The 13,847-nt window shown below is 37.9% G+C and carries 16 protein-coding genes; 6 read left to right on the top strand and 10 right to left on the bottom strand.

The window, feature by feature from the left end; translation table 11 throughout:
• The first annotated feature begins 80 nt into the window (after nt 1–80).
• Entirely contained in the window at nt 81–989 is a 909-nt protein-coding gene (gene metA, locus V7161_RS25040; protein ID WP_335715526.1) for a homoserine O-acetyltransferase MetA, read from the top strand.
• 80 nt (nt 990–1,069) lie between these two features.
• On the top strand, nt 1,070–1,282 hold the full coding sequence (locus V7161_RS25035; protein ID WP_335715525.1) for a hypothetical protein: 213 nt from the start codon (nt 1,070–1,072) through the stop codon (nt 1,280–1,282).
• Nucleotides 1,283–1,311: 29 nt separating this feature from the next.
• Here V7161_RS25035 and mntR read toward each other — a convergent pair whose 3' ends face one another.
• From mntR to V7161_RS25020, 3 genes are all read right to left on the bottom strand, one after another.
• Nucleotides 1,312–1,734: a transcriptional regulator MntR gene (mntR, locus tag V7161_RS25030; RefSeq protein ID WP_223593366.1), complete on the bottom strand. Its 423-nt coding sequence runs from the start codon at nt 1,732–1,734 to the stop codon at nt 1,312–1,314.
• 95 nt (nt 1,735–1,829) lie between these two features.
• Complete coding sequence (locus V7161_RS25025; RefSeq protein WP_335715524.1) at nt 1,830–3,998, bottom strand: DNA topoisomerase III; 2,169 nt, start codon at nt 3,996–3,998, stop codon at nt 1,830–1,832.
• Nucleotides 3,999–4,132: 134 nt separating this feature from the next.
• A complete protein-coding gene (locus tag V7161_RS25020) occupies nt 4,133–4,390 on the bottom strand; it encodes a hypothetical protein (protein ID WP_335715523.1) in 258 nt (85 codons plus the stop codon).
• A gap of 209 nt (nt 4,391–4,599) precedes the next feature.
• Here V7161_RS25020 and cspD point away from each other — a divergent pair, with 209 nt between their 5' ends.
• Nucleotides 4,600–4,800 carry a cold-shock protein CspD gene (gene cspD / locus V7161_RS25015; RefSeq protein ID WP_026563856.1) on the top strand — a complete coding sequence of 67 codons (201 nt, stop codon included), beginning with the start codon at nt 4,600–4,602 and terminating at the stop codon, nt 4,798–4,800.
• 44 nt (nt 4,801–4,844) lie between these two features.
• On the opposite strand, the gene V7161_RS25010 is transcribed toward cspD, so the two are convergent.
• Nucleotides 4,845–5,033: a zinc-finger domain-containing protein gene (locus V7161_RS25010; RefSeq protein WP_335715522.1), complete on the bottom strand. Its 189-nt coding sequence runs from the start codon at nt 5,031–5,033 to the stop codon at nt 4,845–4,847.
• Nucleotides 5,034–5,054: 21 nt separating this feature from the next.
• Nucleotides 5,055–5,711 (bottom strand): reverse transcriptase-like protein, encoded by a 657-nt coding sequence (locus V7161_RS25005; RefSeq protein ID WP_335715521.1) that lies wholly within the window; start codon nt 5,709–5,711, stop codon nt 5,055–5,057.
• A gap of 148 nt (nt 5,712–5,859) precedes the next feature.
• Here V7161_RS25005 and V7161_RS25000 point away from each other — a divergent pair, with 148 nt between their 5' ends.
• A complete protein-coding gene (locus V7161_RS25000) occupies nt 5,860–6,276 on the top strand; it encodes an RNase H family protein (RefSeq protein WP_335715520.1) in 417 nt (138 codons plus the stop codon).
• Nucleotides 6,273–7,193, top strand: coding sequence for a DMT family transporter (locus V7161_RS24995; RefSeq protein WP_335715519.1), 921 nt, complete (start codon nt 6,273–6,275; stop codon nt 7,191–7,193). Before V7161_RS25000 ends, V7161_RS24995 begins: the two co-directional genes overlap by 4 nt.
• Nucleotides 7,194–7,253: 60 nt before the next feature.
• On the opposite strand, the gene V7161_RS24990 is transcribed toward V7161_RS24995, so the two are convergent.
• Together V7161_RS24990 and V7161_RS24985 are read right to left on the bottom strand one after the other, a co-directional pair.
• On the bottom strand, nt 7,254–7,523 hold the full coding sequence (locus tag V7161_RS24990) for a DUF6123 family protein (RefSeq protein WP_223593378.1): 270 nt from the start codon (nt 7,521–7,523) through the stop codon (nt 7,254–7,256).
• Nucleotides 7,524–7,563: 40 nt separating this feature from the next.
• Nucleotides 7,564–8,055 (bottom strand): divergent PAP2 family protein, encoded by a 492-nt coding sequence (locus tag V7161_RS24985; RefSeq protein WP_335715518.1) that lies wholly within the window; start codon nt 8,053–8,055, stop codon nt 7,564–7,566.
• Between the two features lie 83 nt (nt 8,056–8,138).
• Here V7161_RS24985 and sspL point away from each other — a divergent pair, with 83 nt between their 5' ends.
• Nucleotides 8,139–8,276 carry a small, acid-soluble spore protein L gene (gene sspL / locus V7161_RS24980; RefSeq protein ID WP_289985394.1) on the top strand — a complete coding sequence of 46 codons (138 nt, stop codon included), beginning with the start codon at nt 8,139–8,141 and terminating at the stop codon, nt 8,274–8,276.
• A gap of 50 nt (nt 8,277–8,326) precedes the next feature.
• On the opposite strand, the gene V7161_RS24975 is transcribed toward sspL, so the two are convergent.
• From V7161_RS24975 to V7161_RS24965, 3 genes are all read right to left on the bottom strand, one after another.
• Nucleotides 8,327–9,223, bottom strand: coding sequence for a 5'-3' exonuclease (locus V7161_RS24975; protein ID WP_335715517.1), 897 nt, complete (start codon nt 9,221–9,223; stop codon nt 8,327–8,329).
• 70 nt (nt 9,224–9,293) lie between these two features.
• Nucleotides 9,294–10,118, bottom strand: a complete 825-nt coding sequence (locus V7161_RS24970) for a sulfurtransferase (protein WP_335715516.1) — start codon at nt 10,116–10,118, stop codon at nt 9,294–9,296.
• 21 nt (nt 10,119–10,139) lie between these two features.
• Nucleotides 10,140–13,805, bottom strand: coding sequence for a dynamin family protein (locus V7161_RS24965; protein ID WP_335715515.1), 3,666 nt, complete (start codon nt 13,803–13,805; stop codon nt 10,140–10,142).
• Between the last annotated feature and the right edge of the window lie 42 nt (nt 13,806–13,847).

The following is a 13,847-nucleotide window of genomic DNA, read 5'->3' as shown; positions in this document are numbered from 1 at the left end:
TTTTTTAAATATTCATTGACGGACAACGGTGAACGTTGTATTAATAAATGTATCATTTTAATAATAAAGGGGTTGGTCACTTGCCTATTAACATTCCTAAACTGTTGCCTGCAAGGGAAATTTTGGAGCAGGAAAATATTTTTATCATGGACAATGAGCGTGCTACAAGTCAGGACATCAGGCCATTAAATATACTTATATTAAATTTAATGCCTGAAAAGGAAAAAGCGGAAACACAGCTGCTAAGATTATTGGGTAATTCACCCCTTCAGGTGAATGTTAAGTTTTTAAAAACAGACTCTTATGAGTCTACCAATACAAGCAAACAGCATCTTGAACAGTTTTACACAACCTTTCCGCAAATTCAAAACCAGAAATTTGACGGGATGATCATTACTGGTGCTCCAGTTGAACTTTTAGAGTTTGATCAAGTAAAGTATTGGTCTGAACTTAAAGAAATTATGGATTGGACCAATAAAAATGTAACTTCCACTTTACATATTTGCTGGGGCGCGCAGGCAGCACTTTACTATCATTATGATATTGATAAATTTGAATTGTCTCGTAAATGTTCTGGCATTTATGCTCATCGAATTTTCGAACAAAATGATATCTTACTTAGAGGGTTTGATGATCAGTTCTATGCTCCTCATTCCCGGTATACAGATGTATCCGTTGAAGCGATTAAAAGGAATCCGAAACTAAAGCTCCTGGCTGCTTCCGAGCAGGCTGGGGCCTTATTAATTGCTTCAAGAGATAGAAAACATGTTATGATTACTGGTCATTTAGAATATGAATCTGATTCACTTGCACAGGAATACGATCGTGATCTAAACAAAGGATTAGAGATTCATATGCCTGAAAATTACTTTCCAAACAATGACCCAACCCAGCCGCCAATCAACCGTTGGCGTTCCCATGGCCACCTATTCTTTTCAAATTGGCTTAATTATTATGTCTATCAGGAAACCCCATTTAATTGGGATTAGAAAGCATCGGCGTTTGCCGGTGCTTTTTGGTTTATTTTGCGTATGATATAGAAAGAATATATCGAAAAGGAGGAATAATCGTGGAGACAATAGTCGCATTGCATCGTAATCATTTTGGCGAAATTATCAGCTTTGTCACTTCAGAAGGACGAATTATATCCTATCGAAAGGCTTTAATCGAGGCAGAATCGGGTCAAATCGATGGATTATCATCCGTTCAGGGTGCTGATGGAACATTATCGTTAACTGCAGAGTCCACTCAGTCATTCGACGATTATCCGAACTTATTTTAAAAGCACCCGGCTAAGGCCAGGTGCTTCTCTTAATTTTGTTCGTTTTGTTTTTGAATTTCTTTTAATGCTTCCACGCGGTTCGGGTTTTCTTCAAAAAACTGAACCAAGTCCCCAATCCGATCGATGGAATCCCAGCTTAAATGGTGCTCGATCCCCTCAACATCAGTATAGATGTTTTCATCTTTAACTCCTATAATTTTGAGAAACTGTTCAAGAAGTTCATGTCTAAAAACAAGGCGCTTGCCAATTTTATTACCTTTTGGAGTTAAACTGAGTCCTCTATATTTTTCATACACCAAATATTCATCTTTATCCAGCTTTTGAACCATTTTTGTTACTGAGGAGGGATGTACAGATAACGCTTCGGCTATATCGGAGACTCTCGCGTATCCTTTTTCTTCAATTAAATTATAAATTTGTTCAATATAATCTTCCATGCTCGGTGTCGGCATCCCTTACCCTCCATTGACTATCATCATTAAAAGTTTACTATAGATAAAAACGAGTGACAAGGCTATTTTATCTCTGAAACAGATCCCATCGGTATTTATTTTGGTGCAGGCTCAGCAAAAATAAATTTGATTTTTTGCTCCTTTTCATCGAGATAAAGCTTTGCATTAAAGGTTTTATCTTTATTTGTAAATCCTTCAATCAGTTCTGATGTTCCTTCTTTAAGAAGTAATTTAATATTCTTTTGGGTTATGTTCTTTCCAAGGATTTTTTTCGAAATGGTAAAATCACACTTATTATTTTTATAATTTGAGCAGCCATAAAAACTGCCTTTATCGACAACCGCCCCATCACATTTCTTACATGGTCCTAGTTTTGTAAAGGTTCTGGTCTTCGTTGATTTCTTCCCAAGAGTAAAATTTTCCCTTACGTCATCTGAAAAAGCCCAATTATTAGCTTGACCAGTTCCGGATGTTATTAGGTGCAAAACCATCTTTTTCGTCTGTTCCATAAACTGCTTCGGTGAAGCGGAGCCGTCTGATATTTCCTTCAGCTTTTGCTCCCACTTGGCTGTCATTTCCGGTGAAGCAAGGACCTCTTGACCAATGGCACCGATTAATATTTTGGCCTTGGCGGTGGCATACACCAAATTTTTGTTTACTTCAATATAATGCCGATCCTTCAACATCGTAATAATACCTGCTCTAGTTGCCTCTGTCCCAAGTCCTTCTGTCTTCGCCAAAATTTTCTCTAATTCTTTATCCTCGATATGTTTGCCAGCTGTTTTCATTAAGGTTATTAACTGCCCTTCTGTATATCGCTTGGGCGGCTGTGTTTGGCTCTCTTTTACTTCTACTTTTTCGGTAATTCCCTGCTCCCCTTTTGCCAGCTGAGGCAGGGCAGGGTCATCATCATGGTCCTTTGGTTTTAAAACCTTTCTCCAGCCTTCTTCAATTTGAACCTTACCCTTCGAGATAAACTCGGCTCGTCCATCTACACGGGTTGTTACCGTAGTATATTCGAAAATGGCTTTTTTGTAATGAATCGCTAATAAACTTTTAACTACTAAGTCATAAATTTTTCGCTCGTCCGGATCTAACTTTTCCATAGTTGGAATTTGCTCAGTTGGAATGATGGCATAGTGATCGGTCACTTTTTTTTCATTTACATACCGTTTATTATCTGCAATCGAGGAAATCGGCAATGGGAAAAAGCCTTGATAGTCTTTAAGCTGCCCTAATTTATTAAGAATTTCCGGGAAGGTGCCCGCTTCTTCTTTTGTCACATAACGTGAGTCAGAGCGTGGGTAAGAAACATTTCCTTTTTGGTAGAGTTTTTGCAGAACATCCAACGTTTTCTTCGGCGGGAACTTAAATAATTTATTAGCCTCTGCCTGTAAAGTAGAAAGATTATATAAAAGGGGCGGGTAAAATTCTTTTCGCTCGGAGGTTACGTCCGCGACTTCAGCCGGTTTTCCTTGGCAAAATGCTGCAACCTTTTCGGCCAACTCCTTTTTATTTACACGAGTTTCACCATCGTTCTGCCATTTCCCAATGTATCTTTTTTCATTTATTAAGAAATGAGCAAGAACCTCCCAAAACGGTTCAGCCTTAAAATTTTCTATTTCTAATTCCCTCTTAACGATTAAAGCTAATGTAGGTGTCTGAACTCTTCCAACCGAAAACACATCGGAAAAACCTTGTTTTTGAAGAAGCAGGCTATAAAGTCTAGATGCATTCATCCCAACCACCCAGTCAGCACATGCACGTGTATAGGCTTCAAAAAATAAGCTTCGTGTATCGTTTTCCTCGAGTAGTTTTTTAAATCCTTCTCGAATGGCATTCGCGGTTAAGGATGAAATCCAAAGCCTTTTCATTGGCTTATGGCATTTGGTTAATCTTAAAATATTGCGGATAATTAGCTCCCCTTCACGCCCCGCATCACCGGCATGAATAATTTCCGTTACCGCAGGATTAGAAACAAGCTTTTTAATAATCGCAAACTGTTTTGCTTTATCTTTCGTGACTTCATATTCAAACTGTTCTGGAATGATCGGCAAATTATCCAAGGACCATTTTTTCCAGCCAGGCTGATATTTTTCCGGAGGAACTAATTGGCAAATGTGTCCAATAGCCCAGGTTACATAGGCACCATTTGAAAAAAGTTCATTTGGAAAAATTTCAATAAAGCCGTTTTGTTTTTTATGCTTAAAAATGGACGCCAGCGTTGAACCCTGATCTGGTTTTTCAGCAATAATTAGCTTCATATTAATTGTCCCCTTTTGATTAAACATCTCCGCTATCATTTTACCTATTTCGAACTATCCTCGTAAAGTAATAATCATATCCATAAAAAAACCTTTCCGTTTAGAGGCCCGAAAAGGTTTACGTTTATCCATGACTACTGAATATACCAATTTTCTTCTGAAATAATATTTGAAACAGTTAATATAAATGATGGAATCCTTTCTACATTAAAGACAATCGCCCCGATATTCCTGTTAAACATAATAAATGCATCTCCATGCGAAAAAGTGGCAAGTTTATGACTCATTTGCTGCAAGGACATAAAGATTGCCTGTTTCTCGTCTGCTTCAATTATTATCTGTGGTGAGAATCTTAAGATCCATTCATCTCCGTCAATCGAAAATCGATACATGATTTCCCCACCCAATCATGTAAAATTTATTAATTAAACATATGAAAAAGTAGGAATTTTATGTTATGAATTGGATAAAAAAACGCTGCCATTCCTTGACTGTCCATTTCCCTTATTGTATATTTAAAGCATCATGTATCCGAACATGATAATATTCATCTTTGGCACCAATAAAGGGGTGTCTTGAAAGGCTTAGGAGGAACAAGTACATGCAAAACGGTAAAGTAAAATGGTTTAACAATGAAAAAGGTTTTGGTTTTATCGAAGTTGAAGGCGGAGACGATGTATTCGTACACTTCAGCGCTATTACAGGCGAAGGCTTCAAATCATTAGAAGAAGGCCAAGAAGTTTCTTTCGAAATCGTTGAAGGAAACCGTGGACCACAAGCAGCTAACGTTGTAAAACTATAATCCTAATAATAACCATTCAAGGGCTGACGATTTCGTCAGCCTTTTTAATTCGTCAGTTTTTTTCCATACTCCTGCAGCTTTTCTCCAACGGTGCATTGTGAAATGCAAAAACGGTGCGCTGCCCTCCGTCCGCCTTCTTTTTTCAAATATTGATGCAAAAAGCAACCTGCACAGTAATGATTAATCATGTTTTCGACCTGACTTAAAAGTTCTTTTCTGGCTTGATCCTTCACTAATTCCGTACACCCCCAATGTTATAGGATTAATGTTTTGGCAAAGATTTCTTTTCCTTCTAGTGCTTGGGTAGCCAGCTTATCTGCCTCTTTATTCTCTTTTCTTGGAATGACCGTATATTTAGGTATAAGACCAAGTGCTTTGATTTTTTCCTCGATTCGATCCAGCCAGCGGTTTAACGTTGCTTCATAGCACGGCCAATCCCCTTCCAGCTGCTTTAACACAACCTGCGAGTCCCCCTTAAATTCACAGGATAAATGTTTAACACCTAAATCCTCTAAAATATTTAAAGCATAATAAAAGGCAGCATATTCGGCTTCATTGTTAGTTTCCATTTCATTAAATCGCTCATTAGCTCGAATCCGGTATTTCTTCTTCCCTTGCTTAAAAAAGATAACCGCTCCGAGACCAGCTTCATTTGTTTCCTTTTGAAAGCCCCCGTCAAAAAATACAATAATATCATGTGGGTCCTCTTCAATTTCTGTTAACAGTTTCCTCATTTCCTTTAATATCCAAGAGGTTCCTGTTTCATCATAAAAATACAAGTCCGTTATTTTCCCGGAGCGCTCCAAATCCTCACCTATCTCAATGGCTGTTTCCCCTGAGACCCATTCAGATGAGAATTGGACCTTTTCATTACTTTTTAATTTATGATACCACTCAAGCCTATATTTCATTGTTTTCAGTCCTTCATGAAAATTTCAGTCACCATTATATATATTCTTTTTTATCATACCCACTTGTGCCATATAAAAAATATTTTCCTGCATGACTGTTTTAAAATATGATAAACTTTCATTATTACATTGTTGGAGGAAACGTAAATTGATTGAGGTCTACATTGATGGAGCCAGTGCCGGTAATCCTGGTCCTAGCGGTGCAGGTATTTTCATTAAAGGAAACGGAATAGTTGAAAAATATTCAATTCCCCTTGGAGTTATGTCAAATCATGAAGCGGAATTTCACGCTTTTATTAAAGCGTTAGAGATTTGCCTAGAAAAGGGATTTGCTGACGCTGTTATTTCTTTTCGGACTGATTCCGAATTGGTTAACAAGGCTGTCGAAAAAGAATTTGTTAAAAACAAGCTTTATTCTCCATTGCTTGAAACAGCATTGCAATTAGCTAATCGGATTGATTTATTTTTTATGAAGTGGATACCAAGTGCTGAAAACAAAACAGCTGATGAGCTTGCCAGACAGGCCATTCAAAAAAATGAGATTGGGGAGCAATCAACACCATGAAAAAACCTATCTATGCTGATTTAAGTTTGCTTCTTGTCACGTTAATATGGGGAACCACTTTTGTATTAGTACAAAATGCCATCGACTTTCTCTCTCCCTTTGCTTTTAACGGGATTCGTTTCTTCATTGCAGCAATATTACTAATTATTTGCCTGCTTATTTTTGAGAGAAAGCAATTACAATTTTTGGACTTCAAATTAATTAAATCAGGAGTCTTAATTGGTTTTTGGCTGTTCCTTGGTTATGTAACACAAACGATCGGCCTATTATATACTACCACCTCAAAGGCTGGATTTATCACTGGATTAAGCGTCGTATTGGTTCCGTTATTTTCAATGATTTTATTAAAGCAAATGCCCAGCCGGAATGCGGTATTAGGTGTGATTACCGCTACACTTGGCTTATTCCTGCTGACAATGACGGATGTAAGTTCCTTAAATATTGGCGATGGATTTGTTTTTATTTGTGCGATTAGCTTTGCCATGCATATCATTTTTACTGGTAAATTTTCAAGCAAGTATCCATCACTATTATTAACGGTCATTCAGATTACAACCGTTGCCGTTTTATCGATGATCTCTTCCTTTCTATTTGAGGATTGGCAAAATTCCTTTAACATGACTAATTTATTATCGAATTCAGTCATCCTTGCATTAATAATCACAAGTGTTTTCGCCACTGCCATGGCCTTTTTTATTCAAACCAATTTTCAAAAATATACGTCTGCAACCAGGGTTGCTTTAATTTTCGCAATGGAACCTGTTTTTGCTGCAATTGCTGGCTACCTATGGGCAGATGAACGCCTCTCCGTCAGTGCATTGTTTGGCTGCATACTTATTTTTATGGGAATGATCTTTGCAGAGATGCCGGTTAACAAAATCCCTTTCCTTAAAAAAAATAAGAGTATCGAAGGATAAAAAAACTCCCTTTTCCATTTTGGAAGGGAGTTTTTCTGTATCTGTGCGTAAAATAGCGACTTATAAAGCAAGCAGTTCTTTTTCTTTAACGAACTTTATGGCGCCGCTTCTGGTTTTAATCCTATTTGAAGCTAATGTTTCCAGCAATGAAACATAAAAACTGCCATCAAAGGTTTTCTGCGCCTTTAAAGTTAGTTCAATTGCCGTATTAATGACTTCATCGGTAGCATTTGTATAATGTTTCCCGAAAAAAATAAATCCAATGGCATCTTCTTGAAACTGAAATCCCTTTCCTTTCAAGAAGTGTAAATAATCTTCTACCGTCCGCATTTACGTTCCATCCCTCTCCCTGCAGTCTAAAAGCGTCCCTTTAGAATCTTAACGTAAATTTGGGGATTTTTCTATTCTTTTTTGTACATTTATGGCCTAAAATTCCCACTAGGACCCCTAAAAGTGCTCCGCCAATTACTTCTTCTGGCTCATGACCTAGCATTTCTTTCAGCTTTTTGGGTTTCTCTTCTTTAAATTCTACACTTTCATCTTTTTGTATCTTTTCAATTAGATCATTCATTGAGTTCACCTTTAAGGTGAGATCTCCTGTTTGCCTTCTAACCCCTTGAGCGTCGTACATGACGATCAGCCCATAAACAAGGGATAGGGCAAAATCTACCGTTGGCAGCCCACGCTGCAGGGCAATATACGTTGTTAAGGTTGATACGCCCGCTGAATGAGAACTAGGCATCCCACCTGTCCCCCAAAAAAGCTCTGGACGCCATTCCTTCTTTTTAAAATAGTGGATAGGAATTTTCACACCCTGTGCCAGTGCAATGCTAAAAAGGGCTAAATAAACACCTTTGTTCATTTTATCACCTCTGCCTTTATTGTTAGAAAGGCTGAGTTTTATTATTCCTTATGGAGATACTATCCAAGCAGGAGGTGATGGATATGGGTAAAAAAGTCGGAGCTAGTCGTGGTGTTAAAGCACCCGGTGTTAATCCACAAGGTTACGGTCAGGATGCGGAATTTGCTGAGGAACCGAAAAGTAAATTAGAAAATGCAGCCAAGAAGAAAAATACAAAATAAATAAAAATCTGGCTGCCCATGACAGGCAGCCAGATTAACCTTACTTGCTATTAGGAAACATATGCTTCATCAAGCGGCAGCAAACGCTGCAGGCCGCGAAGCTCTAATTCCATTAATTTATTTAATGCTTTTTCTTTTTCAATTTTGAGTCCAGCATCTTCTAAGGTACAGCTTACGGGAACATCACATTTAATTTCTGCAAGCCTTCTAGAAAGGTGAAGCATTTCTAAATCCTGTTCAATTTTAGTTTTGTTGGATTTAGACAGCCGGTCCAAGTTTGCGATAATTCCCTCGACATGATCAAATTCCTGAAGTAACTTTAATGCTGTCTTTTCACCAATTCCTTTAACTCCCGGATAATTATCACTAGGGTCACCCATTAAAGCTTTTAAATCAATCATCTGCCTTGGTGTAATTCCTTTTTCCTCCCAGAAGGTTTGCGGCGTGTGTACATGGTAATTTCCATAACCTTTTTTCAACAGGATAACGGAGATACTCTCATCAAGGAGTTGAAGGATATCCTGATCACCCGTCAAAATCGAAACATTTGCATATTCTTTGATTTGATTGGCAATGGTTCCGATGCAATCATCTGCTTCATACCCTTCTAGTCCAATATTGGGTATGTCAAATGAGGCAACGACCTCTTTTACTAAATCAAATTGCGGGATGAGCTCAACAGGAGCCTCGCCGCGATTCCCTTTATAAGCATCAAATAATTCTGTTCGGAAGGTTTTACTGCCCATATCCCAACAAACAGCAAGGTGGGTTGGTTTAAAAGAAGATACGGCTGTAAATAAATGCTTTATGAAACCATGGATTCCATTTGTAGGAATTCCTTTAGAATTTATCATAAATTGTCCTGTTACCGCCGTTGCATAAAACGCGCGGAATAACAAGGCCATTCCATCAACTAGCATAAGTGAAGGCTTTTGAATATTGTTCATTTTTGACCTCCTAAAATTGTTGGTAGAAAAACAACACGTTCTCCATTATAACATAATCTGGGGTCAAAAATTATTCTATTTTATTTTCTTCATAGGAAATCCAATCGCTAAAACTTCCAACGTAAAGCTTTACATTGTCATACCCGGCTTCCTTTAAAGCGAGGAAGTTAGGAGTTGCAGTTACGCCAGAGCCGCAGTAAACAATAATTTTCTTGTCTTCTCCAACATCCGAGAACCGCTCTTTTTGTTCTTCCTCCCTTTTATAGCTCCCGTTATTTAAACCGGCCATCCAAGGTTTATTGATTGCCCCTGGAATATGGCCTGCTTTCTTATCAATTGGTTCTTCAATGCCTAAATACCGCTTTTCTTCACGTGAATCAATTACAACGACATCGGTTTTCCCTAAAACTGCTTCTTTCACTTCTTCAATGTCCGCCATTATTTCCGGCTTTAATTGGATGTTAAACTTTTCTTTTTCAAAGGACGGCAGCACCGCAGTTGTAGGATAATTTGCTTCTACCCACTGTTTAAAACCCCCATCTAGTACATATACCTGTTCATGTCCAAGATAACGTAGGAGCCACCAAAACCGGCCAGCAAATGCACCTTCACCATTATCATAGACGACAATTACCTTTTCATCATCTATTCCTGCAGTTTCCAGTTTGTCGACTAATTCCGTTAATTCTGGCAGGGGGTGGCGTCCGCCATGCTCTTGGACAGGACTTGATAGATCTTTTTCCAGATCAAAATAGACAGCGCCAGGCAAATGGCCAGCTAAATATTCTGTTCTTCCTTTTTCAGGATCGGCTAATGAAAACCGGCAATCAACAATTCTTACATGACTATCTTGTAAATTTTTGTGTAACCATTCTTTATCCAGAATAAACTTCAAAATCTTCCCCCCATTTTCATATTATTTTTGTAATTGCTTCTGAATTTCGGTCAAAAGTTCAATGGAGACTCCGCCTTCTAATGCAGCAAGAAGGCCTTGATAATAATCCTTCACCTGCTCCTCCATTTGATTTAACAAACGGCTAAATTCAGTTGATAATTTCCTATCATAATGTCCCTTTAGAAGATTCGTTTCCTGCTTTAGATAGTCATCTGCAAGAGGATTTAATGTATTATAAAGCTCTTCACTCATCCACTTCTTTTCATTTTTTTCAAAAAATGATTTTGGATTTTTAAAATACGACAATGCTTTGGAAAACTGTTGATTATTTAAGCTTGTAAAGGCTGTTTGAAAATCAATATCCTCTCCATGTAATATTTCAAACGTTGAAAAAGACAGGTCTTGATTAATTTCAAGAAATTTCCTGGTAACAGCAGATTGATAATCCACAAAAAGTTTTTCGATGAACCTGTCTAATCTTACGGTTGTTGCCCTCATTTCCTGAGCCAAATCAAAGCCGAGACTTTCTAGAAATTCATCCAGCGCACCCTGCAACGCCCTTTTCAAATTTCGGCCATCGTCTCTTAGGGTTGAAGGATTAAATGCTTCTTTAAAGAAATCGCCAAACCTTAAAAATACTCGTTGTTTGATGTAATAAACTAATTCTTCAGCCTCTTGATATAAACGGTTTTGAATAGCCTCAGGTGTTTGTTGTTCAAACAATCCCTGAATGACCGCCTTTTGTTTTTCGATCTCAAGCCGCTTTTGTTCCTTAATTGACTTGTCTTCTTTTGAATTTTGAATTAGTTTGTTCACTAGCCCCTGAACACGAGATAATTCCGCCTCCGCAGAAGAAACAGTCATTTCTGTAAGGTCATTGGTAATAAAATGATAAAACGCATCTTCAAAATTCGCCATTCCAGAGCTTCTATCATGTGTCGGATTGGTTTTCTCTTTTAATGCGAGCAAACTCGATAAGGAATGGAGGTGCGGATTTCTTATGCCATATTTAACAAGCTGTTCACCTACATAAGCGGCAACTGCATCCTTCTCTGCCTCATTTTCAGCAAGGTCGATGGCATTTATCAAAAAGAACATCTTATCCATTTGGAATGATTCTTTGACACGCCCCAGCTGGATCAGAAATTCCCGGTCTGCTTTTGAAAAAGCATGGTTATAATATGTGACAAACAGGATCGCATCTGAGTTTTTGATATAATCAAATGCAACACCTGTATGACGGGCGTTAATGGAATCCGCTCCTGGAGTGTCCACAAGGGTAATGCCTTTGCGTGTTAACTCACAATCATAATAAAGCTCAATCCATTCGACATAACAAGATTTTTCCTCTTTTGCAACAAACTCTTGAAACTCGGTTAAATCAGTTTCCATGATGGTCCCAAGTTGATTAACAAAGGTATCATAGCCCTTATTAAAGGCTTGCAGAAAAGCAAAATGGGTCTTTTCCAAAACTCCTGCTTGACCTTCCCCAAGCATAATTTGATCAATTCTCTTGGAAGCTTCTGCAAAATCGTCAGCATGAAACTCAAAAACCTTCAAGGAACGATTTACATCCTCGAGCATGGTGCTTTTTTCTTTAAACTTCACTAATACCGTTCCATGAGGAATTTTATCAGTTACTGGCTTGATTTTATTAATGGCAGCCGTTGTCGGATTTGGCGAAACAGGCAGCACTTTTTCCCCCATCAAGGCATTGGCAAAAGAAGATTTTCCTGCACTAAATGCACCGAATAAGGCAACGGTAAATCCCTTATTATTCAATCTATTTGCTTTTTCGACTAATTCTAGTGAAAGCTTTTTAAAACCGGGCAGAGTTTGAATCAGCTTTGAAGCATGATGCAAGCGATCAATGGTTACTTGCAAACGATTTTCTGCAATTGGCTGAAACGATTTTGCTTCTTTAAGAGGAAGAATCTCTGCCTGGACGGAAGGGACAGGCATGCTGTTGTTGTTTTTAGCAACAGCTGTTTCTCCTTCAGATTTGATTAATTCGTATTCTTCTACTTCCGTTTGGCTGAACAAGTGATAAAAATCTTCCTTTAGACCTTCTGATTGTGTCAGCATCTCCGAAATGAGTTTTTCGATACTCATCAAGTTTTGTTCGGAATTGGTTAATTCTGATAAGGCTTTTACGTATTTCTCGACATTGCTAAATTCCTTTTCGAACAGATTCTTTAATTTGATATTTTGTTCCGTTAAGGAATCTAAGTATCGAGCTTTAAATTCACTTAATTGATTTCTCGCAATCCTCTTTATTTCATTTGCGACATCGTCTGTGTAATGGAGAAGATATTCTCCTGACAAACGGGCACCTGCCTTAACTGTTTTCTGTAAAATTTCAAGCGGGACAGGAACCGAAAATCCCTGAGCCAAACTTAGTAGTTCACCTTGATCAAGCTTGGTTTCCTTCAAGGTCCGCAGTAAATATTCCCGTAAATGCCACTCAAGCTGTGATTTCGTTTTATCAAGAATATCTTGATAAAAGCGGTCCAACCTCGCTTCCCTTTCCTCTTGTGTTTTTTGTTTAGAGAAGAGGAATCCAACCTTAAATTCCGGCTGACACGATTCTAAATAGCCCTCCGCCAAATTCCTTGTTTGAAACGGCATGAGATAGGCGTTTTTCATAATTTGTGCTATTTCATGATCGAAATCTTTTTCCTTATCACCTACTCCTTCCTTTAATTTCTTCAAATCAGAAGTGATATTTTGATAGGATGCTGACAAAGTCTGTTTCTCATGATCGGGTAACTCATTTAATAAATCCATTGCTAGAGCAAGCTTTTCTTCTTCTGCTTTTTTTAAGTCATTTAAATGGTCATGAGTTATTTTTTTCAAAGAATGAAAAATAGATGGGAGCAAAAATTGATCTTTTGCGGCTAATTTTTCAGCAATGAATTCTTGAAGATCGTGAAATTCATTAAATGGGTTGTCCTTATATTTTAAGGAAGTATAAAAAATCCTTGCAGGCTTTACACCCCATGAAGCAAAGGAATCGATAACACTTTTTTGGAATTCTGAAAAACTTAATTCTTCATCTTTATGCTTATCGATTTGGTTGATGACCAAATATACTTCTTTGCCTGCTTCGGTAAGTTCTTTTGTAAACAAAAAGTTTAATTCAGCTTGAACATGATTATAGTCCATCACATAAAAAATTAAATCGGCGAGATGAATCGCTGATTCAGTTGCTATTCGATGAGCATCATCAGCTGAATCGATACCAGGAGTGTCCATAATCACCGTATTAGGCGGTAAATGTGAATCACTGTGGCTAATCTCAATTTCCTCAATTTGGTCTCCGTCTTTGCAAAAGTTTTTGACCAATTCATAATCATAGGGGGCTAAATAAAGCCTTGGTTTTTCATTTTTGAAAAACACTTTGGCGTATTCCTCCCCAGATTTTACTTTCACTAGGTTGGCGCTTGTTGGTATCGGGCTTGATGGCAGCAAATTTTCGCCGACGACCTGGTTGATCATCGTCGATTTTCCAGCAGAAAAATGTCCGCAAAAGGCAATAGTGAACTCACGATTTTCTAATTTTTGGGCTAGTTGTTTCACCTTTTCTGCTTGCTGCTGATCCTCTTGTCCCAATAAATATTCATATATAGAAACAGTTTTTTGTTTTAGTGTTTCTATCGTTTCATTTGGATTGGCTATTTTAACCATAATCTTATATACCCCTTAACAACATAATAATAAGTTTTATTT

Source organism: Neobacillus drentensis (assembly GCF_036965425.1).
Taxonomy (GTDB): domain Bacteria; phylum Bacillota; class Bacilli; order Bacillales; family Cytobacillaceae; genus Neobacillus; species Neobacillus drentensis_F.
This window is presented reverse-complemented; position numbering and strand designations above follow the sequence as displayed.